Here is a 23,558-nt window from a genome sequence, read left to right as displayed (position 1 = left end):
ATGTCGATCAGTGTCTCAGCGTTATCGTTCGTCACTCTATGTGACGTTATTCATCTTCCAAGCCTAACATGGCAACCAGCCGTTCGGGGGGCACAAACCCAGGAACCAGCTGCCCATCGGGCAAGACAATCGCTGGCGTGCCCTGCACCCCTAGCGCTACCCCTAGATCATACTGGCCGCTCACCGGATTATCGCAACGTGCCGAGCTTGAAGGCGTCTGGCCCTGCTTTACCTGATTCATCGCTTCACTTGGATTTTCCGAGCACCACACTTGCTCTAGCGATGTTGCTGCCGCGCTACCCATGCCTGCACGGGGGAACGCCATATAGTGGACGGCAATGCCTTCTTCATTAAGCTCTGGAATGGTCTCATGTAGCCGCACACAATAGGGGCAAGAGGGGTCGGTAAACACCACGACCGTTGCTTTTGGCGACCCCATGCCCTGAAAGATCACTCGCTCGCTGTCCGGCACGGCAGCAAGTGCGGCGGCGCGCTCCTGATTACGCGACTGCTCGGTTAAATTGACCAAACCATTATCCCCATTTTGGTAGAGGTCCCCTACCAAAAAGTGGCTACCATCCGCATTGGAGTAGAACGACTCACCACTCTCAAGACGCACATGGTAAATCCCGTCCATTGGCGTCGCATTGACCTGCTTCACCGGCATCGACTGACCGTTAACGCTTAGGTTTTCGGCTAACCGCTCGGCCGTTACATCAGCGCTGGCAAGCGCCGGCAACAAACTACCCGCTACCGCGACCCAAGGAGCAAGCAGTGTTAAAGCAGCGGCTTTACCTAACAAGAGCGTCTTACGTTGGCGCATTATCTCTTCAACCTCGTGGGTGGTGTTCGGCATGCAGGTGCTCCAGGCGCGCCTGGGCAACGTGCGTGTAAATTTGCGTTGTGGATAAGTCACTATGACCTAGCAGCAGCTGTACGACCCGCAAATTGGCCCCATGATTCAACAAATGTGTCGCAAACGCATGACGCAGCGTATGAGGTGACAGCGACCTTGAAATCCCCGCGGTGATGGCGTGGGCTTTAATACGGTGCCAAAACGTTTGCCGGGTCATGGCCTTGTCCGCCCGACCAGGAAATAGCGCTGGGCGCGTGGGGTCATGCATGAGCATAGGCCTTGTCGTTTCCATATAGCGGGCCAACCACTCAGCAGCCTCTTCGCCCATAGGCACTAGGCGATCCTTATCGCCTTTACCCCGCACGCGTACAACTCCTTGGCGTAAATTGACCGCATCGCCGGTCAATCCTACAAGCTCTGACACGCGCAGCCCACAGGCGTACAGCAGTTCAAGCATGGTGCGGTCGCGGACACCCAGCGGCGTGGTGATATCCGGCGCCAGCAGCAGTCGCTCAACCTCGTCCTCTTCCAAAGTGTTGGGCAGGCTTGGCCGTACCGGCGGCAACGTGACATCAGCCAGTGGGTCGCTAGCGATATGCCCATACAACCGCGCCCAGCGATAAAAACTACGCAGTGAGGAGAGCAGCCGTGCGTTGCTGCGCAGCTGGTAACCCTGCTCGCGACGACGCTCAAGCCATTCTGCAAAGCGTTGTGGCGAAGGGGTTAACAGCGTCTCCTGTTCATTTTCAAGTTGTTGCTGCCAAGCAGTCAAATCGTGCCGATAGGCCGCTAGCGTATGATCGCTTGCCCCTTGCTCAAGCCAAAGGGCATCTAGAAAAGCATCAATCACGCTCATAGGCTAACAGTCTCTAGGGAGTGGCTCAGCAAACAAAAACCCCGCCCCGCAGAGCGGAGACGGGGTCTTGTATCCGGGCGCCAAGCGCCCGTGAAAAAGTGGCGATTAAGCCAGCTTTTCCTTGATACGCGCCGACTTGCCGCTGCGCTCGCGCAGGTAGTACAGCTTAGCTTGACGAACGTCACCACGACGCTTGACTTCAATAGAGTCAACCAGCGGGCTGTAGGTCTGGAAAGTACGCTCAACGCCAACACCGTGAGAAATTTTACGTACGGTGAACGCGGAGTTCAGGCCACGGTTACGCTTACCAATGACCACACCTTCAAACGCCTGCAGACGCTCGCGGGTGCCTTCCTTAACTTTTACCTGAACGACGATGGTGTCGCCCGGAGCAAATACCGGAATCTCTTTGGTCATTTGCTCGGATTCGATCGCCTGGATCACCTTGTTCTTGCTGCTCATCTTGATACTCCTAAATAACGTAATGGCTTGCCACGCAGTTGTGGAAGGGGCAAACCGTGATCCCGGCGCTCGAAGCGAGCTTCGCGGGAGTCGTTATGGGTGACGCAGGTACGCACGCTGGCTGCTGTCGTCCTGCACCGCCGCTTTGGTCTACGTGCGGCTTTCCGACGTAGAGGGCAAAGCGTGTTCCTCGATAAACTCGTCTAGCAGCGCCTGCTGCTCGGCGTTAAGAGTGCGCCCTGCCAGTAAATCAGGACGACGCTGCCAGGTACGTCCCAACGACTGCTTTGCACGCCACCGCTTGATAGCTGCATGGTTACCACTCAGCAGCACCTCAGGCACTTGGCGCCCGTCGATGACATCAGGACGGGTATAGTGCGGGCAGTCTAACAAGCCGTCATTAAACGAGTCTTCGATAGCGGAATCCTGGTGGCCCAACACACCGGGCACCAGCCTTGCCGCTGCATCAATTAGCACCATGGCAGGCAGTTCACCACCGCTCAGCACATAATCGCCAATTGACCACTCTTCATCGATGTCACTCTCCACCACGCGCTCGTCAATGCCTTCGTAGCGGCCCGCAACGACCACTAAAGGGCCTGCTGAAGCGAGCAACTGCACGCCCTGCTGATCCAACTTGCGCCCTTGGGGCGAAAGGTAAATCACGGTTGGCGTTTGACCGGTCGCCTGTTCTGCTCGCTGGCGAGCATCGAAGATAGCAGCACGCAGAGTGTCTACCTTCATCAGCATTCCGGGGCCGCCGCCATAAGGGCGGTCGTCCACGCTGCGGTGGCGGTCAGTGGCATAATCGCGTGGATTCCAAAACTCCAGGGCAATACGCTGCTTCTCTACTGCTCGACCTACCACGCCTTGTTGGGTAATAGCATCGAACATTTCGGGAAACAACGACACCACGCCGATCCACATTGCAGGCACTCGCTCTGCCTCTTTTTCACTGTTTGATGCAAGGGCTGATGAATCAGTTGCCGTAAGCTCATTCGAAGTCGGTTTATTCAACGCAGTTTTCAAACCTATTTTCAGAACTCGGGATCCCAGTTAACAACCATACGGCCATTTTCCGGGCTGATTTCAACAATCACATCATCGGGCAAAAAAGGTAACAGACGCTCGCGCTTGTCGATCGCGTCGTTATCACCACGCACCACCATGACATCGTTGGCGCCGGTTTCAAACAGGTAGCTGACCTGCCCTAACCGTTCGCCTGACTGAGTAAAAACCGTTAGGCCTTCAAGCTCATGCCAGTAATATTCGTCGTCGGGAAGCGTAGGTAGCGCTTCTTTCGGCATTAGAACATCCGTTTGCGCCAGCGCTTCCGCCGCCGTTCGGTCATCAATGCCCTTAAGCTGAACCACTAAGCCTTTGCCCTGCCGACGCCCCTGAACAATGGTCATCTTCGTCAAGGTTTCACCCTGGCGCACCCACCATTCGGGGTATTGCAAAATGCTGTCCATGGGGCTGGTATAGGAGTACACCTTTAGCCAACCTTTAATCCCGTGAGGGCTGGTCAGCTTACCAAGCACCACATGTGCGTCGTCAGTATGGCTTGTTTCTAAACGCGTCATCGACGACAGCTCCAACGGCAACAGCACCGAACACGTAACAACAGGCTTAGGCCTGCTTACGCGCTTCTTTAACCAGCTCAGCAACACGACCAGATAGCTGGGCGCCTTGGCTCTGCCAGTGAGTAACGCGGTCTAAATCGACGCGCAGACGCTCTTCCTGACCACGGGCAACCGGGTTGAAGAAACCGATACGCTCGATGAAACGGCCGTCACGGGCGTTGCGAGAGTCGGTAACAGTCAGGTGATAAAAGGGACGCTTTTTGGCGCCACCACGTGCCAAACGAATGGTAACCATACGATAACTATCCTTCGGTTGAGGTTACGAGAGTGTGAAATAGCGCACATCGCTATCAGAACACTCATCATGCTGATTTCAGGGTACTGTCATCACTTACAGCAATAAGTTAGTGATTACTGAGTACTTTAAGCACTTCGATGCAAGGTGCCGCGGCTACAATTACGCATAGCTATGCCAACACCCACGCATGAAGAGGCCGCATTCTACGCAAATGCGCCCGGCTTGGAAAGCCTGACAGCCAGAAAACTCTCAGGCCGTCAACCTTACCAAGCCTTCATTGACAACGCTCAGCGGCTTAGCGCCAAGGTAACCCGCCTGGGCCACCCATGCCGCCCATACCACCAGGGCCACCGGGACCGCCGGGGCCACCACCGCCCATCATGCCGGACATACCCCGCATCATTTTCTGCATGCCGCCCTTCTTGCCCGCCTTCTTCATCATTTTCTGCATTTGCTTGTGCTGCTTCAGCAGACGGTTTAAATCAGGCACTTGAAGACCGGCACCCGCTGCAATACGCCGTTTGCGAGAGCCGTTGATGATATCGGGCGCACGACGCTCTTTCGGCGTCATGGAATTAATCAATGCCTCAAGCTTACCCAGCTCTTTTTCCGGGCCTGGCCCCTGGGCCATCTCGGCCATTTGCCCCATTCCGGGCAACTTGCCTAGCAGGCCACCCATACCGCCCATCTTCTTGAGCTGCTGGAGCTGGTCGCGGAAGTCCTCAAGGTCAAAGCCGTCGCCTTTTTTAACCTTCTTGGCAAGCTTTGCGGCTTTATCCTTATCTACTGTACGTTCAGCTTCTTCAATAAGCGACAGCATGTCGCCCATGCCCAGAATCCGCGAGGCCACGCGATCCGGGTGGAAAGGCTCAAGGGCGTCGACCTTCTCGCCAACACCCATAAATTTAATCGGCTTGCCAGTAACATGACGCACCGAGAGCGCGGCACCGCCACGGGCGTCACCGTCGGCCTTAGTGAGGATTACCCCGGTCAGCGGCAGCGCTTCGTTAAACGCTTTGGCGGTATTCACCGCATCCTGGCCGGTCATCGCATCGACGACGAACAGCGTTTCCTGAGGTGAGATCTCTTTATGCAGTGCCTGGATCTCGGCCATCATGGCTTCATCAATGGCTAGCCGCCCGGCCGTATCCACCAGCACCACATCGTGGAACTGAATTTTGGCGTGCTTAATGGCCGCCGTGGCAATATCAACGGGCTTTTGATCAGAGCGCGAGGGGAAGAAATCAACCTCGACCTCTTTGGCTAGCGTTTCTAGCTGATCGATCGCCGCCGGACGATACACGTCAGCAGAGACCACCAGCACTTTTTTCTTCTCGCGCTCGCGCAGGTAGCGGGCCAACTTGGCAACAGAGGTGGTTTTACCTGCGCCCTGCAAACCAGCCATCAGCACAACCGCTGGCGAGCCTTTTAGCGTGAGGCCTTCGTTGGCCTCGCCCATAATCGCTTCCAGCTCTTGCTGGACGATTTTGACAAACTGCTGCCCAGGCGAAAGGCTCTTAGAAACTTCTTGTCCCACCGCACGCTCGCGCACGCGCTCGATAAACGCCTTCACCACCGGCAGTGCAACGTCCGCCTCTAGAAGCGCTTTACGCACTTCGCGCAAGGTATCTTTAATATTATCGTCGGTCAGCCGTGCCTGGCCTTTAATCGACTTCAGCGTCTGGGAAAGACGCTCGCTCAGATTCTGAAACATGGGGCCTCTGCCTCCGTCGCTGTCGCCGGGCGGATTCACCGGACGAATGTGGGTAACGATTATACGCGCTCAGGCCGCGAGTCTCCATGGTGATAGCGTTGGCTATCCATGGCTGTGCGGCGCCGCTGTGATTAGTTATAGTAGGCAGTAGTTATTGAGTTGATCGATTTTCACAGCAACGCGCTGCAAGGCGCACGGATAGCATCATGCAGGCGCTCCCTTTCGCCACGATAGCTTTTGTTGTTTATGTTGCCGCTGCTATTTGGCAGGGCATGACTCTTTTTCGCCGGGTGCCCCCTCGGCAGGGCATGGTGCGCTTACTGGGCGCACTGGGGCTCTTACTGCACATCCCGGTCGTGGTGAAGCTGGTGGGTGCGGCGCCAGGGCTTCTGCCTGGCTTTACCACGAGCGCCACGCTGCTAATGGCCGTGGCGGTTAACGTGGTACTGGTCGCCAGCCTATTTAAGCCGGTGCTAAACGCCGGCATTGTACTCTTCCCCCTGGCGGGTATTGCGCTAATTGTGGCCACTTGGCTCCCCAGCCAAGGCAGCCAGAGCGGCCTAACGCCCGGCATCTTGCTACATGCGGTGAGCTCTGCACTGGCCTTTGCAATACTCGCAATTGCCGCGGTTCAGGCGGTGCTTGTCGGCTTGCAAAATCAAGCACTGCGCCATCACCATATTCGCGGCATCGTACAGTCATTACCACCGCTTACCACCATGGAGCGGGTGCTGTTTGAGCTGGTCTGGGCAGGCATTTTGCTACTCACGCTCTCGATCGCCAGCGGGCTAATTTTCCTCGATAACTTTTTTGCCCAGCACTTAGCGCATAAAACGGTTCTTTCGCTGGGTGCTTGGATTATTTTCACTACGCTGCTGGTGGGGCGCTATCGTTTTGGCTGGCGTGGCATGCGTGCCGTACGTTGGACATTAGGCGGTTGCGGCCTACTGATACTGGCTTATTTTGGCAGTAAATTTGTATTGGAAATTTTACTTAACCGTTAAGCCTGATAGCTTAACGATGCGTTCTTCTAGTGACATGCGCATGGCACGCTACCGCCTTACTTCTACACAACGAGCCTGATACGCCACAAAGGAACTTTCGACTTGAGCGACGACTTCCCTCTGGGGTTACTGTTCGGCCTGCTAGCTATCTTGATACTGCTGTCTGCCTTCTTCTCCAGTTCTGAAACAGGCATGATGTCGATAAACCGCTACCGCCTGAGCCATCAGGCCAACAGTGGCGACCGTCGCGCAAAGCGGGTTTTACGACTGCTCTCGCGTCCAGACCGATTAATTGGCGTTATCCTGATTGGCAATAACTTTGTTAATAATTTAGCCGCCTCTATCGCGACTATTATTGCCATCCACTTTTTTGGCGATGTATCAGGCCCCGCCATCTCTACCGCACTACTCACAATCACGATTCTTATCTTTGCTGAAGTGACGCCAAAAACCTACGCCGCCATAAAACCCGAGCGCATTGCCTATCCGGCATCGGTCGCACTAAAGCCGTTGCTCAAACTGCTTTATCCGCTTGTCTGGCTGGTGAACGTAATTTCCAATGGCCTACTACGCCTGGTGGGGGTTAAAAGCGTTGAGAACGGCGGCGACAGCCTAACCCGCGACGAGCTGCGCACGGTGGTTCACGAGGCTGGCACGCTAATCCCATACCGCCACCGGGCTATGCTGCTATCGATACTCGATCTTGAGAACGTCACCGTTAACGATATTTTGGTACCACGCCACGAAGTGCTGGGTATCGACCTAGACGACTCGCTTGAAGATATTCTGACCCAGATCCGTACCAGCCAGCATACCCGCTTGCCAGTCTACAAAGGTGATATCAACAACATCATTGGCATGCTGCATTTGCGTAATGCCGCACGTTTTTTATCGCGTAGCGAAGTTACTAAAGCAGCCATCGTGCAAGAGGCCCGCGAACCGTACTTCATTCCCGAGTCGACGCCACTACACACTCAGCTGCTTAACTTCCAAAAACAGAAGCGCCGTATTGGCATCGTGGTCGATGAGTACGGCGATGTGGAAGGATTGGTGACACTAGAGGATATTCTTGAAGAGATCGTTGGCGAGTTCACCACCGACGTATCAGAAGATGAAGAGATTCATCAGCAGGATGATGGCAGCCATGTTATCGAAGGCACCGCTAACATCCGCGACATCAACAAGATGCTTGGCTGGCAGCTACCTACCGACGGCCCTAAAACGCTAAATGGTTTAATTTTAGAGCATTTAGAGGCGTTTCCAGAGGGGCCTGCTAGCCTACAAATTGGCAATACGCGTATGGAAATTCTTGAAATTCGCGACAACCTGATTACGTCGGCACGCTGCTGGCAAAAACAGCGCCTACCACGCCGCTAGCACTCAGCTTTCACATGCCCACCTACACTAACGGTGGGCAATTTCATTATCGCCAGCCGCTTTAAGTGCCCGTACCCGAGCCTCCAAAAAGCGCCGTAGGGCAATTTCTTCTGCCTCTTGGGCCATGACCGGGGGGCCAAAGTGGAGGCTGACCGGCGCACGGAAGCGGGCAGGCCACTTTTTAAGCGCTTTGCCGCCATAATGCGATGTCCAAGATCCCCATAGCCCTGCAATACCAGCAGGAATAACAGGCACATTATCCCGGGCCAAAATGGTTTCAAGCCCACGACGAAACGTGTGAATATCACCATCAGGGGTAAGGCGCCCCTCTGGGAAGACCATCACAATTTCACCTTGGCGTAGCGCGCTACTGACATCATCCAGCGCACGACGCAGCGCCCCAGGACTATGCCGCTCAGACTCGATAGGAATCGCGCCTACCAGCTGGAACCACCACTTAAGCCAGCGGGAGTCGAAAATAGGCTGATCCATCACAAACCGCAGCGGCCTAGGGCTAGCACCGCCTAATACCAGCGCATCCATAAAGCTAACGTGATTACAAACCACCAGCGCGGCGCCCTTTTTGGGCAAGTGGTGACGACCGTGAATGCTAAGCCGATAGCAAAGGCGCATGGCTATATAGATAGCGCTACGCAGGATATAGCGGACACATTTAACCAGCCATGTCACGTCGCCGCCTCCCGATGGCGTAAGCCTGCTAGCACAGTACTCATTAACTGATCCAGCAACTCATCTACTTTGAGCTGCTGCCCCTGCCAGTAGCCTAACCGCTCGTTTAAGCCCAGCTGCACCAACCCATGAACACTGCCCCAAAGGGTACGCCCCAGGCGACGTGCTTCCAGATCATCCAGCGCGGGTTGATACTGCTTTAACGACGTTTCAACCTGGGTAAAAAGCGCTTCGATTAAGTCGCTTTGACGCTGATCCAACTCGCCTTCTTGAGCCAGGGGATAGTCAAACAGCAGTTGCCAGCGGTAGCAGTCTTGCTCCGCAAAGTGCCAATAGGCAAGCGCCAGTGAGCGCAGCCAAGGCTCAGGGTCATCTGCTGGCAGGCTAGTAATGGTATGCTGCAACCGTGCAAGCGTTTCGACATTGACGTGCTGCAGTAAGTTGTTAAAGCTGCCATACAGTTTTAGCAGCGTACTGGGCGCGCAGCCCACGTCTCGGGCCAAGGCACGCAGTGACAAACCATGGACTGGCTGGTTAGCCAACCACTCATCACAAGCGTACATGACCTGCGCATGGAGGGCATCGGGCGCATGCTGTCTAGGACGGGCCATGGCGATCTCTTAAGGTCAACGGCAAACAGGAAGAATGCCTCATCGCGCTTTAGCGTGAGCAAGGGGTGATATAGGATACCTTATATCGAACACTGTTTTCGACACTAAAACGCTACAATTACCGTATTCTTCTCGCACCCGCCTCCCCACACTTTTCTGGCCATTTCACATAAGGAGACAGGCATGACGGGACGCCTACACGTGCAACGCCTATCTCTTTCAAACCTAGTGCCATCCCTTGGCAACGCAGAAGCGCTGATTGAGTCGCCTAACTTGTCGCCACGCCAACCTGTGTCGGCACTTCGTCTTGAGCAGGGCAGGTATCAATTACAACCGCTGTTTTGGGGACTGACCCCCCCTTGGCTGAAGGTACTTGATCACGCCCCCCACTGCGCACGCGCCGAAACACTGACGTCACGCGCCATGTTTAACGACGCCTTTAGCGCTCGGCGCTGTGTGATACCCGTCAGCGGTTTTTACGTTTGGAAAACGCAGCCGCGAAGCAAGCAGCCCTACTTGGTCACTCACGTGGCTCGCACCCCCCTGTTACTTGGCGCGCTTTGGTGCCGCTATCACACCACGCTAACCACGTTTACCGACTCTACGGCGTTGATCAGCGTGCCAGCTAACGCCTGCTTGTCCTCACTTACTGATCGATTACCGGTGGTCATTGCTCCGGAAGCGTTAACAAGCTGGCTAGACCCAGCAACACCACTAGCCGACCTTAAAGCACAATTAGTGCCCGCGCCCTTGGAACTGTTAGGCGCTTTTCCGGTATCAAAACATGTCAATAACCCTGCCTATCAGTCATCGTCCTGCGCCCATCCTACTGGGCCGATGCTGCGCTGGGCTGTGTCACAGGAGCTTTAATGTTGCGACCTTATAAAATGTTCGCCCCACCTTTTGCCCAGCAGGCCGCCATTGGCATCGCCGCCAGTATCGCGTGGTGGACACCGAGCGCTTTTGCCGAAGAGACGCCAATCGCTGACGTCACTACACCGACCGTTAGCCCATTTGATAGCCGTGACTACCGGGTACTCACCCTGGAAAACGGTCTTCAAGCCTTGCTGGTTAGCGATCCTGACACCGATAAAGCGGCTGCCTCTATGAACGTACGCGTAGGCAGTGCTCAGGACCCCGACGATTTACAAGGCCTGGCTCATTTTCTAGAGCACATGCTATTTCTGGGCACCGAGACCTACCCCGAATCAGACGCCTACCAGCGCTATATTTCGGATAACGCCGGCGCCCACAATGCGTTTACTGCCCAACAGGACACTAACTACTTTTTCGACATAGAGCCCTCTGCACTGCCGGGCGCGCTAGATCGTTTTAGCGAGTTCTTTCTATCGCCGCTATTCAATGCCGACAAGTTAGAGAGCGAACGAAATATTGTTCACTCGGAGTACATGGCGCGCATCCGTGATGAGTCGCGCCGTGAAAACGATGTCCTGAACCAGCTACTAAACCCTGACAACCCCACCACTGGCTTTGCCGTTGGTAGCCGCGACACCCTAGCGAACCCGCCCGAAGGCGAGGCAACGTTGCGGGAGCGGGTCATCGACTTTTACCATCGCCATTATGACGCCAATGTAATGAACTTGGCCGTCGTGGCACCTCAGTCGCTGGACACCCTTGAAGAGTGGGTTGTTGAGCGGTTTGCAGACATCCCAGATAACGGGCTTAGCGTGCCGACCATTGATGTCCCGCTGGTGGATGCCGACACCCTACCCCGCTATATTGAGCGTCAGTCGCTGCAGGATCGCCGTCAATTGCGCTTTTACTTCCCGGTCCCCGACCCCACCGAGGAGTACCGCACTAAACCGACCCAACTAATCTCCCACCTACTGGGCGATGAAGGTGAAGGCAGCCTCCTTGCGGTGCTGCGAGAAGCTGGCTTGGCTGATGCACTTTCAGCAGGGGTTGGCCGAGGCGATGGCAACGAAGCATTATTTACCATTTCCATCAGCCTGACGCCCTCCGGCGCTGAGCGGCTGGATGATATTGAAGCCACCCTTTTTGCTGCTATTGAACAGATCCGCGAAGAGGGAATAGATAGCTGGCGTTACGACGAACAAAAAAGCCTTAGCGAACAAGCCTTTCGTTTCCAGCAACACGGTGCGCCACAGCAGGAAGCCATGCGTTTAGCAATGAGCCTCTCTCGCTACCCAGTGGAAGACGTACAGTACGCACCCTACCGTATGGACGGCATGGATAGTGAGCGTCAACAGGTCTATCTAGACGCGCTTACCCCTGACAACATGCTGCGCTTCTACTCAGCGCCAGACGTTGAGAGCGAGACGGTTTCTCCCTGGTTTAACACCCAGTGGCGGGAAGCGCTTCCCAACCGGCAAGGCCAAGCATTGAGCGGTTTAGCGCTACCAGAACCCAACCCCTTTATTGCCAACGACTTAACGCTGCTGTCGGGGCAAGATGAGCGGCCCAGCGTATTGGTAGATACCTCAACATTTACCGCGTGGCATATGCAGGACGCCCGCTTTAACACCCCAAGCGTTGAGTGGCGGGTCAGCCTGCAGCATCCTAGCGCCAGCTACTCTGCAGAAGAGGCCGTGCTTAACCGCCTACTGGCAAGCTGGCTGAATGACAGCTTAAACGAATCGCTTTACCCTGCTTGGCTTGCCGGGCAAGCGTTTAGCGCCTACCCCCATGCTCGGGGCATTACGCTGTCGTTTTCTGGCTGGCGTGATGGCCAAACGCCACTCATTGAGCAAGCGATTGAGCAGCTGAAAACCGCCCATATCTCGCCCAGCGAGTTTGAGCGCGTGCGCTACCAGCTTCAGCGCGAATGGCGCAATGCGCCTCAAGCATCGCTATACGGGCAAGCCAGCCGCACCCTAGGGGAAGCGCTCCTTACCCCGCAGTGGTCAAGCGTTGAGCTACTTAACGCTAGCCAACGCATGGAGCGCCAGCACTTAGAAGACTTTCGTCAACGTTTCTTGAAAGACCTGTACGTAGATGCAATGGCGATTGGCAATCTTGACGCAACCCTGGCAAGCGAACAGGCAAGCGTGATACGCGATGCACTTACGCCTCGCTTAACCCGCGACGACATTCGCGAACTAACGCCGTTAGCCGTGAGTGATGAGGCAAGCGTCCTGCATCCCCACAGCAACCGGGAAGAGTCGCTGGTAATGCGTTACTTCCAAGGACGCAACCAAACCGTTGAAGAACAAGCCATGATTAGCGTTTTGGCGCAGTGGCTGGACACACCGTTCTATCAGCAGCTGCGTACCGAGGAGCAGCTGGGCTATATCGTCAATGCGGGCTATTTGCCGCTACTTGAAGCACCCGGCCTAGCCCTTGTCGTGCAGTCGCCTGATGTCGACAGCGCGACCATAGCCGAACGCATGGATGCCTTTATGGACATGGCGGGTGAGCGGCTGGCACTGCTCACCGATGAAGCGCTGGCCCCCCACCGCCAGGCGGTTCATGACCGGCTGCGCCAGCGGGACACCAGCTTACAAGGGATGGCCAATCGTTTCTGGCAGGCAACCGCACTGGAAGAGGTGCGCTTCGACCGCCGCGAGCAGCTAGCAGCCCTCGCTTTAGAGGTGAGCGCCGAGGAGCTTCAAGCGCTATGGCCCTCTTTGCTATCGCAGCAGTTGGATGTTCGCTTTAACCCAGGCGATGAACCAAGTGACATTAACGCCTATCGCGAAGCGCTTAGCCCTTTAGCTAAAACAGCCGACGTCCCCACCACCACGACTGATTAAGCAATGACCCTGCCAGCTCAGGCATCAAATGCCTGGGCTGGCATCATTGCTTCAACGTACATCACCAGCTCTTCTAATACCTGGCGCTCGCGATCTGTCAGCGACTGCTGGTTGTAACGCTCAATTTCCCGGGCAAAGGCTTTCAGCGTAAAGCCCGCAATAACCGGGTCGTTGATGCGCGTCCAACGAAAAGCCTCCCACTGCTCCCGCTCTTCGCCCTCTAAGGTTTCCGGGTAGCTGCGCGCACGGTAGCGAAACAGCATCTCTTCCAAGCGCGGATCTTGGAAGGCAAAGCGCTGCCCCACTAAGTCCCAAGGCTCCATAGCCCTAACACGCTCCATCTGCTGGCGGTCGGCAGCAGAGAAGAAGCTGCCTGAATAGAGCATTAGGTCGGGGTCGTGCGGCGTGTCCTCATAAGCCGAATTAAACACCTCAGCCACTTTATGCGCCACGCCGCTGGCGTCGCGAAGGGTTTTCCAGTGACGGCGACAAGCATCTACATCCAGCCCTAACCGCTCGACAATGACGCCATACTCACCTTTATGCGGGCCTTCCACATCTTTTAATGCCGTTGCGGGAAATACCACCGGGCAGCGGTTGATATGAATGACCTTCAGCGGAATGCGCGTTTCACCCTCAGAGAGATCCTGCTTACTAACAAACACCCGCTCACGAATCTGCTCAGCACTCATTGAAAGCAACTCACTCGGGTCAACGCTCAAGTCGTAAACAATCACGCCATTAGGGTTGGTGGGGTGCTCGGCCAGCGGCATTACCAACGCACTGCAGCCACGGCTGGCGGGGTAGCGACGAGAAATATGTAACAGAGGTTTGGCGCTGGGCAAGTCAAGCTGGTTAGCCACAGCACGCTTGCCCCTAAGCCCAAGTAAATAATCAAACAGCTTGGGGTTACGCGCTTTTAACAATCGCGCCAAGGCAATGGTCGCACGCACATCGGCCACCGCATCATGGGCACCTTCATGGGCAATGCCATTAGCAGCGGTTAAGTGCTCTAGTTTAAAGCTGGGCGCGCCATCATCCCTTAGTGGCCACTCGATGCCTGCAGGACGCAACGCATAAAAGGCGCGTACCACATCGATCAAATCCCAACGGGAGTTGCCGTTTTGCCATTCGCGTGCGTAAGGGTCAAGCAGGTTACGATAAAACAGGTGGCGGGAGACTTCATCATCAAAGCGCAGGCTGTTATAGCCCACCACGCAGGTGCCCGGCTCACTCATGTGGCCTTGAACCTGTGTGGCAAACTCAGCCTCAGGAAGGCCTTTACGCTGAGCTTTTTGAGGCGTAATACCGGTAATCAGGCAGGCAGCCGGATGTGGCAGATAGTCATCGGCAGGCTTACAGTAGAGCTCAATCGGCTCGCTGATTTCATTCAGCTCAGCATCGGTGCGCAGCGCGGCAAACTGGGCAGGCCGATCACGACGAGGGTCGGCCCCAAATGTCTCATAATCATGCCAAAGAAAGCTGACAGGGGCAGCATTGGGTGGCGCCATGACGAAGCACTCCGCTGAGCAATGAAAAACCCAAGCCTAGCACAACCGCAGCCCATCGCGCCGCTCCGCCGCACTGCGCACTTATGCGCCAAAACCTTTCCTCTGCCAACCTCTTATACAATTAACGCGACACCTTCTTGCCACTATCCAAACCTAGCTTTTTGGCAGCGTCACGTTCAGCTCAAGCACTGAGCAGTTGTCTTCGCTATCCAGCGAAATTTGAATGGCATTATCGTCCACGTGGACATAACGACGGATCACTTCTAGCAGCTCGCGCTCAAGCATCGGCATGTAGTCAGGTTGACCACGCTGGCTACGCTGATGCGCCACGATGATTTGTAAACGTTCTTTGGCCACCGAGGCGGACTTCTTGCGCTCACGCTTCAAGAACTCCAACAGTTTCATCGACGACTACCCCCAAACATGCGGCTAAGTAGACCTTTGCGTTGCAACTCATGGAAACGCAGCGGTATCTCTTCACCAAGCAAACGCGAGACGGTGTCTGTATACGCTTGACCGGCGTCGCTTAATGCATCGTGGGTCACCGGCACACCTTGGTTGGAAGCGCGCAGCACTGCCTCCGACTCAGGAATCAAGCCAAGCAAATCAATAGCAAGAATTTCGCGAATATCTTCCAGGGTAAGCATGTCCCCAGAGGTCACCCGCGATGGGTTGTAGCGCGTAATAAGCAGATGCTCTTTAACCGGGTCCAGGCTCTGTTCAGCACGCTGAGTTTTAGAGCCTAACAGACCTAAAATACGGTCTGAGTCACGCACCGACGATACTTCAGGGTTGGTCACTACAATCGCTTCATCCGCGAAGTACATCGCTAGCTGGGCACCGCGCTCAATACCGGCGGGCGAATCGCACAGAATGAAATCAAAGTCCTGTTTCAACTGCTCTAGTATCCGCTCAACACCCTCTTGAGTGAGGGCATCTTTATCACGGGTTTGTGAAGCAGGCAGAATAAATAGGTTTTCTACCCGCTTATCGCGAATCAGCGCCTGATTAAGGCCTGCCTCGCCCTGAATAACGTTTACCAGGTCGTAAACCACCCGGCGCTCGCAACCCATTATTAAATCGAGATTACGCAGCCCAACGTCAAAATCAATCACCACCGTTTTTTTGCCACGCAACGCAAGCCCGGTCGAGATAGCGGCTGCACTGGTAGTTTTACCGACCCCCCCTTTACCTGAGGTCACTACAATAATTTTGGCCAAGAGTCACTTCCTTCTTGAAGTCGTATATCGCGGACGCATTTCAAATATTGTCCTGCACATAACGAGCACGTCAATGTCATCAACAGGACACACTGTAACGGATAGCGCGTGTGCCGTCGCTAGGCATGAAGCACCAACGTACGCTCATGCAGATGACTTAACCCAGCGGTTTAATCTCAAGCTGCTCTTTTATAAAATGTACTTCTACCCCATGGCCAAGCAATTGGGAGTCAATATCTTCTAGCCGCTTATAATTACCGGCAACGGACAGCAGCTCGGCTTCAAGTTCGCGGCAGTAAATGCCTGCATGGGTATTACCATGAATACCTGCTAATGCACGGCCACGCAGCGCTCCGTACACATGAATACTGCCCGCCGCGAGCACTTCAGCGCCCGCATTGACCGCCCCAATCACCACCAGGTCACCCTCAGCCGCGCTCACCTGCTGGCCCGAGCGCACCGTGCCACGGTAAAGGCGTGTCGCCACCGTAGCACCGTCCGGTATTTCCTGTTCTGCAGCAGCCGTTTCGGCCGCCACGTCAGGCTCTATCATCCGGCTAACGCTTTCTAATATTCTCGCACGGCCTTCTTCTACCGGCGCAAACCAACCAAGGCCAAGCGCCCAGGCGGACTGGCGCACAGGCTCGGCACCACCACGCACCGCAACAGGCAAGAGCTTGTGGTCACGACATACCGCGCATATACGCTCTAGCGCCAAATGCGGTTCATCGAGTTTTTCCACGCTCAGCACAACCGGTGTATGCTGAAAGAACGCGGGGGATTGCGACAATTTGCCAGCAAGCTGACGCCGTATACGTTCCGGGTCAGCACTGCTTAGCTCCATGACGGTCATCGGCAGCATACCGCCCTTGAAGGTGAAGGCTATGTCTGCGCTATCGGCGTTGAGGCTCATGGCCGAACTCCAAGTCATGTTCAGGTAAGATTAAGGTAGCCCAATCTCGCGCTTTGCGTTGTAAAGATCCATCATGAACCACAGCGCATATAGCAAAGCTAAGCGACAGCGCCGGTGACTGCAACCGCATAGGCACCGACGACTGATTTTTTTCACGCTACGCACCTCTCATCAGGATGATCCATGCACGGACTGTTAAGACGCCTGTTCGCTCCTCGGTGGAAGCACCCCAATTCCGAGGTGCGTCTTAAGGCACTCGACCAGCTAGACCCACAACAACCAACGCAGCGCGATGCATTACATGCCTTAGCGCAAGATAGTGATAGCGAGATACAGCTCGCCGCCCTGTTAGCCCTTGATGATATTCAAGGCTTGGTGAGCGGCTACGCCAAGCATCCCCAGGATGAGGCATGGTTTAACGCTGCCTGCCAACGCTTAACCGGCGCTGAAGGGCACGCTGACTTACATCAACGTCAAGCCCTGGTAACAGAGCTGTCAGAGCCTCGGCTGCTCAACGCAATTGCCCTGAAAGGTGACAATCTCGATCTACGCCTCACGGCCCTTGCACAGCTGAGTGACGAGCAAGATTTAACGCACCAAGCGTGCCATAACGGCGTAGCGGCTGTACGTCATCAGGCAGCCCAGCGCATTGAAAACGAAGACAACCTCAAGCGACTACTCAAAGAAGCGCGGCGGGACCGCCAGGTAATGCGCTTGGCGCGGGAAAAACTCACCCAGTCCCGTAATAATGCTGAGTGGCTTGCCGAGCAGCAAAACCAACGAGAGCAGCTGCTTCAGCAGCTAGAAAAGCATGCCCAAGCGCCTTGGGAGCCGCTGTATGGCGGGCGTTTCAGGCACTTGGAGCGAGAGTGGCAACACTTGGAGCACCCACCTAGCATCGAGCAGGAGCAGCGCTTTCATCAAGCCCTGCTCGGCTGTCGTAAAACGCTGCATGACCATGAGACGCAAGAGCAGGCACGCCAGCAAAGCCTTGCGCGCCGGGCCGAGGCCGAAAATACGCGCGACCAACTGCTAGAAGGTCTAGAAGAGACCCTCGAAGGCTTACACCAATCCAGCGAAGTCACCGCGCAGGATATAGACAGCCTGCGTGCCCAACGCCAACTGCTTAGCCAGCGCTGGCAGTCGCTCTCAGACCTACACCCGCCTAGCGACCCTATTCAAAAGCGCTATACCCAGGCGCTTGCCCGCTATGAACAGCTCATGGACGCATGGCAGCGCTGGCAAGAGAACGCCAGCGCGCTTGAAAGCGCTGTCTCACTCCACGACCACCCCAGCATTACGGCGATTGTTAACCAATGCGCCTGGCCAAAGGAGCTTGCACCACCAGCCCTGCTAAAGCGCGCGCAAGCATCGCTAGTGGCGGAAGCCTCCGCGGAACAGCACCGCGCGCCCTCGCTTAGCGCCCTTAACGCTGAGCTTGATAACCTTGAACACCTACTTGAGCGAGGCGCGTTTAAAAGCGCCAGCCGTTTGCATCAACGCCTAAAACCATCCTTAGAAGCGCTGACCACAGACGACGCCAAACCGCACAGAGCGCGCCTAAAGCAGCTTGGCGCTCGGTTAGCCGAGCTTCGCGACTGGCGAGGCTTTGTAGCAGGCCCCAAGCGTGAACAGCTCTGCGCCAGCATTGAAGCCCTTGCAGACGACCAGCACATGGCCGAAGAGGCCCTGGACCGTCACCACCGCCAGCTTGTGAAAGAGTGGAAGTCACTCGGCGACGCCGCTGCAAACCGTGAACAGTCTGCACGCTTTCGCGCTGCCTCTGACCGCATTCACGAACGCCTGACGCCATGGCGCGAGCAGCTTACCCACCTACGAGAAACCAACCTGCGTAGCCGTGAAGCACTCTGCGAACAGCTGGAAACCCTGCTAGACCAACCCGCCCAAGACGCTGACCCCGATGTACTACGGGAAATTAGGGACAAGGCCCGCCATCAATGGCGCGATTACAGCCCTGTCCCCCGGGAACAGTCCGAAGCCGTAGGCCAACGCTTTGCTAAAATCCGGCATCGCTTACAGCGTCTTATTGACCAGCGCGCCGAGCACATTGGCCTGCAGAAGCACGCCCTAATTGAGCAAGTGCAGGCACTGCAAAACGATAGCGAACAACCGCTGGCGAAACGCATTATTCAAACCAAGCAGCTTCAGCAGCAGTGGCGTCAACTGGGCCGCGCCCCTAAAGGCGAAGAACAGGCACTCTGGAAAACGTTCCGCCACGCCTGCGACCAGCTATTTGCCCAGCGCGATGCTCATAAGAACGAACAAGCGGCACGCCAGCAACAGCAGCTGGATGATATGCAAACGCTGATTGATCAAATGGACAGCTGGCAACCCGCCCATGCCGACGAAGCCGACACCCTGGAGGATTATCTCAAACGCGCCAGCCAGCTTGAGCCACTGCCCCGCAATCGCCGTACTGATGGTATGCAGCGGCGTTTAAGCGGTATTGTGCGCGCCAGGCGTGAGCGTTTAGGTCGCCTTGCCGTAGCGGCTACTGTGCAGCAGTGGCAAGCCCTGCTCCCGCTGGTGAAAGCACACCTAACCGCCGACCAGCAGGCGCTAGCAGGTGAAACCGCAGAGGATGTAGATGCCCCTTCGCTGCTCAGCACTGAGCTGCCCGCCATCTTTGCTGGCGCCCATCAACAGCGCAATCAATCACGGCGAGCCACCTCTGCACCGCCCTCTCAAGCGCAATTAGCCGCGCTGGAAGATGACCTTGCCCGCTTGCGCGTACATCTTTCGCTTTTAGCGCTAGGTAGCGTTAAACAGCGCGATGAACCGCTCCGGCTAGCCATCCAGGTAGAGCGCTTAAACGAAGGGCTACATACTGAGCGTAGCCGCGCAGAGGAAATTATCGAGGTGTTGGCAACACTGCTTGCGCTAGGCCCAATACCGCTAACGCTTTGGGAAAAAGAAGTGGAAGAGTTTGATAGCCTGTTAAGCCGTTTAGCGCACGTACCCCACCCTTAATGCGCTGGCAGCCTGCAACGCAGCGACGATAACGACAACGGGAGGCAAGCGCCTCCCGTTGTCAGTCCCCTTAGCTTTTCTGAACGTTACCCTTCAAGTAACCGCTACTTCTAACGATAGCGTTACTCCTTAGCCCATGAATTGACCACCGTTGATATCAATGTTGGCGCCGGTAATAAAACCAGACTCTTTATCCGCCAGGAAAGTCACCAAACGGCCAATTTCTTCTGGCGTGCCATAGCGCTTCACTGGGATTGTTTCGCGAATGGCTTCGCGGACTTTTTCTGGAATACTCATAATCATGTCGGTAGCAATGTAGCCAGGCGAAACGGTATTTACCGTAATGCCTTTTGTCGCCGTTTCTTGAGCAAGCGACATGGTAAGCCCATGCATACCCGCCTTGGCTGCCGCATAATTCACCTGACCAAATTGGCCCTTGCGACCATTAATCGACGAAATATTGATGATGCGTCCGTAACCATGCTCCAGCATCATTTCAATAACGCTGCGGCAGGTGTTAAACACACTGTTAAGATTCGTATCGATGACCTGATGCCACTGATCAAACGACATCTTTTTCATCGTGCCATCACGGGTAATGCCTGCACAGTTAACCAGCACGCTAATAGGCCCATGTTTATCATGGATCTCGCGAGCCGCTTCTAGGCAAGCATCGTGGTCGGAAAGATCAACACCGGATAACACGATGTTGTTATAACCATCGGCTTGCTGGGTTTCCAGCCAGGTTTTAGCCTTATCAGGGTTGCGATACCCCGACACGACCAAATAACCAGCATCCGCTAATGATCGGCAAATTGCCGTTCCGATTCCACCAGTTCCACCAGTTACCCAGGCGACGGGGGCTTGATTGGCCATTGACTACCTCCCTGATATGACAAATGGCTTGGACTGTAAGCTATGTTGCAGCGCCGCAAGCCATTCTAAATAAGCGCAGAAGCACTTCTATCACTCATAGTACGTCGCTGTTTTTCTTGTGCGACCTACCAACAGTAAGCTTTTTATTATGCTTAATGAAAGCATAGCTCTACTCGCTTAATGTTGCAGCACGATGAAAGTCTCAACCTGCCTTTCTAGCGTTTTATGCAGAGGGTTGACTTACGATGAAAAATGCGTAGAATACGCAACACGTTGATGCGGGGTGGAGCAGTCTGGTAGCTCGTCGGGCTCATAACCCGAAGGTCATCGGTTCAAATCCGGTCCCCGCTACCAATATTTTGAAAGGCAGATCAGTTACTTACTGATCTGCCTTTTTTGTGTTTGTTTGTTGGCTAACTTCCTGTGACACATCTGTGAAGTATATGTGACACATTGGCTTTTTTCTCTTCCTCAGAAATTTTTTCCTACGACCTTCAGGCAACAAGCTGCCTCATCTCTTTGCGCTCTTTTATCTCTCCCTGTCGTCATCAAATTCGAGCAAATCCCCTACCCCACAGTTGAACAACTTGCATAGCTTATCCAGCGCGTCTAACTCAATGCGCTGAGCTGTTTCTTTATAAAGCAGCGTGATGGTATTGCGGTTCAAACCCGTTTCACGCGCCACATCCACGATCTTCATTTTGCGCTCACCCATCAGGCGCGCAAGATGACAACGAACCATCAAAAACCTCCTTAAAACATTTTTTGTCATCCAGAATGGCAAAAAACACTTGCAAATGGCTTTTTGCCGTCTAAAATGTCACTCAGGATGACATTCTGATATTTGGAATGCCTTTTAGTCACTCAGAATACCACCCCTCATGGAGGTTTTCGATGGAAGCATCATATACCTACCTAACGACCGAAGAGCTTGCTCAGCGCATTAAGTACGACTGCCGCACCATCCGCCAGCAATTAAAAGATAGCGTTCTTATTGAGGGTACCCACTACATCAAGCCATTTGGCCGCCGCAAAATTTTGTTCCTTTGGGAAGCCGTTGAAAAAGAAATGCTGAAGGCGACCCATAAAAACCTATCCATTCCGATGGCCAACGGAGGCTTTAGTCATGGGTAAAGTCCGCCAACGTAAAGAGACAGGTAAGCTCTACCTAGACTTTTTTTATCAAGGCTTGCGGCTGCGTGAACAAACCGCGCTGAAAGACACACCTGCCAACCGAAAAAAAGTAGAGTAACTGCTTGCAAAGGTAGAAGCCAAAATCCTGCTAGATGACTTCGATTACGCCGAGTTTTTTCCTGGCAGCAAAAACTTAAAAAAACTGGCGCCTATGCAGGCTGATCTCAACTCCACAGTGGCTATGCAAACTACTGAGAGCATATCGCAGAAGGTAGAAACACCACTCTTCAACGACTTTGCTGAGCAGTGGTTTGAGGAAAGCAAAATCCAGTGGCGTGCTTCCCACGTGCGCAATGTGCGCTCGATCTTGGATAGCTCGCTGAAGCCCGAATTCGGTAAAAAGCCCATTGGTGATATCACCAAGGCCGACATCATGGGGTTTCGCGCCAAGCTGGCCAAGCGCAAAGGGCGTGGCACCACGGGGCTCGTATCGCCAAAGACCATCAACAGCCATATGACCATTCTTCGCATGGTGCTGGATGAAGCTGCCGAGCGATTCGATTTCGAGACGCCCTACAAAAACATTAAGCCGTTAAAACTGCAGAAGACGCACATCGAGCCGTTCTCGCTCCACGAAGTCCACCGCATCATTGATAACGTGCGCCCCGACTATCGTAACTATTACACGGTGCGCTTTTTTACTGGCATGCGTACTGGGGAGGTCGATGGGTTGAAGTGGAAGAACGTGGATTTCGCCAAACGAGAAATCTTGGTGCGTGAGACGTTGATAAATGGCGAAACGGAATACACCAAGACCGATGGCTCCCAGCGTGAAATCCCCATGTTTGGGCAGGTATATGACGCCTTAAAAACGCAGTACGCCGCTACCGGGCATAAAAGCGCGTATGTGTTCTGCAATCAACTGGGGCAGCCGCTTGATCACAATAACGTGACGAAGCGCGTGTGGTATCCACTGCTACGGTCACTTGGGCTGGCCAAACGTCGCCCGTACCAAACGCGCCATACCGCTGCGACGCTGTTTCTGGCCTCGGGTGAGAACCCAGAGTGGGTAGCGCGCATGTTAGGTCACAGCTCAACCGAGATGCTGTTTAAGGTCTATTCGCGCTATGTGCCTAATGCCACACGTATGGACGGCTCTGCTTTTGAGCGTTTATTAGGTAATGCCACGTCCACCAAGCCCGAGAAGGAGCACCGCCATGAAACGGCCTAATCAACAAGCTCCAGCACACCTGTCTCGCACTTTTACGGGCACTTATCGCCTTACGGGACGCGTGGTGGAGTTCGACAATGCAAAAACGCCTTTTCTAAAGCTTCGGCTAAGCGACTGCGAAGGTGATCGTATCGCAATGCTGAATTTGGCTAAGACACACGTACCTGAGCGCATTGGCCATTTGGATTTTGTTACTGCTTCAGGAGTAAAGTGCTTATCAGGCCAATTCCTAATTGATGAGTTCCGCAAGGCGACCCGTGAGGAAGTCCACTCACTGGACACGCTACAATCGCTACCACGTGTGTACGCCCCCGCACCAGCGGTGTTCGCTACGTGACGCCCGCTGACCGGCATCAAGGTGTCGATCGAGAACGCCTTGAACATCGCAAAGCGGTTTATGAAAGAGCTAAACGTCGGCATCCACAGCGTTGGTCGGGGAGCACCCGAAACTGGGAGGTACCCGGTTCGGTAGCGCTCAACCCTGGCAAGCTTCAGGA

At 54.8% G+C, this 23,558-nt stretch carries 24 protein-coding genes and 1 tRNA gene; 10 read left to right on the top strand and 15 right to left on the bottom strand.

Translation table 11 applies throughout. The features are described from left to right. Positions 1-46: 46 nt before the first annotated feature. The 7 genes from MOY_RS08225 to ffh all read right to left on the bottom strand — a co-directional run bounded on the left by MOY_RS08225 (position 47) and on the right by ffh (position 5,769). Positions 47-856, bottom strand: coding sequence for a DsbC family protein (locus tag MOY_RS08225; protein WP_009098564.1), 810 nt, complete (start codon positions 854-856; stop codon positions 47-49). Next, positions 831-1,712, bottom strand: coding sequence for a site-specific tyrosine recombinase XerD (gene xerD, locus MOY_RS08220; RefSeq protein ID WP_009098563.1), 882 nt, complete (start codon positions 1,710-1,712; stop codon positions 831-833). The genes MOY_RS08225 and xerD overlap by 26 nt, the downstream gene beginning before the upstream one ends. Positions 1,713-1,817: 105 nt before the next feature. Next, positions 1,818-2,174, bottom strand: a complete 357-nt coding sequence (gene rplS, locus MOY_RS08215) for a 50S ribosomal protein L19 (RefSeq protein WP_009098561.1) — start codon at positions 2,172-2,174, stop codon at positions 1,818-1,820. A 150-nt stretch (positions 2,175-2,324) separates the two neighbouring features. Further along, the gene (gene trmD, locus MOY_RS08210) at positions 2,325-3,101 is read right to left on the bottom strand and encodes a tRNA (guanosine(37)-N1)-methyltransferase TrmD (protein WP_009098559.1); all 777 of its coding nucleotides are present in this window, start codon (positions 3,099-3,101) and stop codon (positions 2,325-2,327) included. 110 nt (positions 3,102-3,211) lie between these two features. Continuing rightward, complete coding sequence (gene rimM, locus MOY_RS08205) at positions 3,212-3,757, bottom strand: ribosome maturation factor RimM (RefSeq protein WP_009098557.1); 546 nt, start codon at positions 3,755-3,757, stop codon at positions 3,212-3,214. A 46-nt stretch (positions 3,758-3,803) separates the two neighbouring features. After that, positions 3,804-4,052: a 30S ribosomal protein S16 gene (gene rpsP / locus MOY_RS08200; RefSeq protein ID WP_009098555.1), complete on the bottom strand. Its 249-nt coding sequence runs from the start codon at positions 4,050-4,052 to the stop codon at positions 3,804-3,806. A gap of 298 nt (positions 4,053-4,350) precedes the next feature. Beyond that, the gene (gene ffh, locus MOY_RS08195; RefSeq protein WP_009098553.1) at positions 4,351-5,769 is read right to left on the bottom strand and encodes a signal recognition particle protein; all 1,419 of its coding nucleotides are present in this window, start codon (positions 5,767-5,769) and stop codon (positions 4,351-4,353) included. Between the two features lie 206 nt (positions 5,770-5,975). Between ffh and MOY_RS08190 the strand changes: the two genes are divergently transcribed. Together MOY_RS08190 and MOY_RS08185 are read left to right on the top strand one after the other, a co-directional pair. Beyond that, positions 5,976-6,773: a cytochrome C assembly family protein gene (locus MOY_RS08190; RefSeq protein WP_009098550.1), complete on the top strand. Its 798-nt coding sequence runs from the start codon at positions 5,976-5,978 to the stop codon at positions 6,771-6,773. Between the two features lie 102 nt (positions 6,774-6,875). Beyond that, positions 6,876-8,150 carry an HlyC/CorC family transporter gene (locus MOY_RS08185; RefSeq protein ID WP_009098548.1) on the top strand — a complete coding sequence of 425 codons (1,275 nt, stop codon included), beginning with the start codon at positions 6,876-6,878 and terminating at the stop codon, positions 8,148-8,150. A 27-nt stretch (positions 8,151-8,177) separates the two neighbouring features. Here MOY_RS08185 and MOY_RS08180 read toward each other — a convergent pair whose 3' ends face one another. Next, entirely contained in the window at positions 8,178-8,840 is a 663-nt protein-coding gene (locus tag MOY_RS08180; protein WP_009098546.1) for a 1-acyl-sn-glycerol-3-phosphate acyltransferase, read from the bottom strand. Next, positions 8,837-9,451: a TetR/AcrR family transcriptional regulator gene (locus tag MOY_RS08175; RefSeq protein WP_009098544.1), complete on the bottom strand. Its 615-nt coding sequence runs from the start codon at positions 9,449-9,451 to the stop codon at positions 8,837-8,839. Before MOY_RS08175 ends, MOY_RS08180 begins: the two co-directional genes overlap by 4 nt. Positions 9,452-9,634: 183 nt before the next feature. Here MOY_RS08175 and MOY_RS08170 point away from each other — a divergent pair, with 183 nt between their 5' ends. Then, the gene (locus tag MOY_RS08170) at positions 9,635-10,321 is read left to right on the top strand and encodes an SOS response-associated peptidase (RefSeq protein ID WP_009098542.1); all 687 of its coding nucleotides are present in this window, start codon (positions 9,635-9,637) and stop codon (positions 10,319-10,321) included. After that, positions 10,321-13,185 (top strand): insulinase family protein, encoded by a 2,865-nt coding sequence (locus tag MOY_RS08165; RefSeq protein ID WP_009098540.1) that lies wholly within the window; start codon positions 10,321-10,323, stop codon positions 13,183-13,185. The genes MOY_RS08170 and MOY_RS08165 overlap by 1 nt, the downstream gene beginning before the upstream one ends. 17 nt (positions 13,186-13,202) lie before the next feature. Here MOY_RS08165 and sbcB read toward each other — a convergent pair whose 3' ends face one another. From sbcB to minC, 4 genes are all read right to left on the bottom strand, one after another. After that, positions 13,203-14,696: an exodeoxyribonuclease I gene (gene sbcB / locus MOY_RS08160; protein WP_009098538.1), complete on the bottom strand. Its 1,494-nt coding sequence runs from the start codon at positions 14,694-14,696 to the stop codon at positions 13,203-13,205. 153 nt (positions 14,697-14,849) lie between these two features. After that, positions 14,850-15,101 (bottom strand): cell division topological specificity factor MinE, encoded by a 252-nt coding sequence (gene minE / locus MOY_RS08155; RefSeq protein ID WP_009098536.1) that lies wholly within the window; start codon positions 15,099-15,101, stop codon positions 14,850-14,852. Then, positions 15,098-15,916 carry a septum site-determining protein MinD gene (minD, locus tag MOY_RS08150; RefSeq protein WP_009098534.1) on the bottom strand — a complete coding sequence of 273 codons (819 nt, stop codon included), beginning with the start codon at positions 15,914-15,916 and terminating at the stop codon, positions 15,098-15,100. The genes minE and minD overlap by 4 nt, the downstream gene beginning before the upstream one ends. A gap of 157 nt (positions 15,917-16,073) precedes the next feature. Next, positions 16,074-16,829 (bottom strand): septum site-determining protein MinC, encoded by a 756-nt coding sequence (gene minC / locus MOY_RS08145; protein ID WP_009098532.1) that lies wholly within the window; start codon positions 16,827-16,829, stop codon positions 16,074-16,076. A gap of 183 nt (positions 16,830-17,012) precedes the next feature. Here minC and MOY_RS08140 point away from each other — a divergent pair, with 183 nt between their 5' ends. Then, complete coding sequence (locus MOY_RS08140) at positions 17,013-19,820, top strand: DUF349 domain-containing protein (RefSeq protein ID WP_009098529.1); 2,808 nt, start codon at positions 17,013-17,015, stop codon at positions 19,818-19,820. Between the two features lie 129 nt (positions 19,821-19,949). Here the strand turns inward: MOY_RS08140 and phbB are convergent, their stop codons facing one another. Next, entirely contained in the window at positions 19,950-20,696 is a 747-nt protein-coding gene (gene phbB / locus MOY_RS08135) for an acetoacetyl-CoA reductase (protein ID WP_009098527.1), read from the bottom strand. A 277-nt stretch (positions 20,697-20,973) separates the two neighbouring features. Here phbB and MOY_RS08130 point away from each other — a divergent pair. Next, a tRNA-Met gene (locus MOY_RS08130) sits at positions 20,974-21,050 on the top strand. A 175-nt stretch (positions 21,051-21,225) separates the two neighbouring features. On the opposite strand, the gene MOY_RS08125 is transcribed toward MOY_RS08130, so the two are convergent. Then, positions 21,226-21,438 (bottom strand): helix-turn-helix domain-containing protein, encoded by a 213-nt coding sequence (locus MOY_RS08125; RefSeq protein WP_009098525.1) that lies wholly within the window; start codon positions 21,436-21,438, stop codon positions 21,226-21,228. A gap of 152 nt (positions 21,439-21,590) precedes the next feature. Here MOY_RS08125 and MOY_RS08120 point away from each other — a divergent pair, with 152 nt between their 5' ends. The 4 genes from MOY_RS08120 to MOY_RS08110 all read left to right on the top strand — a co-directional run bounded on the left by MOY_RS08120 (position 21,591) and on the right by MOY_RS08110 (position 23,398). Next, complete coding sequence (locus MOY_RS08120; protein ID WP_009098524.1) at positions 21,591-21,830, top strand: hypothetical protein; 240 nt, start codon at positions 21,591-21,593, stop codon at positions 21,828-21,830. Further along, complete coding sequence (locus MOY_RS17525) at positions 21,823-21,948, top strand: Arm DNA-binding domain-containing protein (RefSeq protein WP_009098522.1); 126 nt, start codon at positions 21,823-21,825, stop codon at positions 21,946-21,948. Before MOY_RS08120 ends, MOY_RS17525 begins: the two co-directional genes overlap by 8 nt. Positions 21,949-22,071: 123 nt before the next feature. Then, positions 22,072-23,061, top strand: coding sequence for a tyrosine-type recombinase/integrase (locus tag MOY_RS08115; RefSeq protein ID WP_235803681.1), 990 nt, complete (start codon positions 22,072-22,074; stop codon positions 23,059-23,061). Continuing rightward, positions 23,048-23,398 (top strand): hypothetical protein, encoded by a 351-nt coding sequence (locus MOY_RS08110; RefSeq protein ID WP_009098517.1) that lies wholly within the window; start codon positions 23,048-23,050, stop codon positions 23,396-23,398. Before MOY_RS08115 ends, MOY_RS08110 begins: the two co-directional genes overlap by 14 nt. The last annotated feature ends 160 nt before the right edge of the window (positions 23,399-23,558 follow it).

This window comes from Halomonas sp. GFAJ-1 (assembly GCF_000236625.2).
Taxonomy (GTDB): Bacteria; Pseudomonadota; Gammaproteobacteria; order Pseudomonadales; family Halomonadaceae; genus Vreelandella.
The sequence above is the reverse complement of the archived record's forward strand: the minus strand, read 5'-3'. Positions and strand labels throughout refer to the sequence as shown.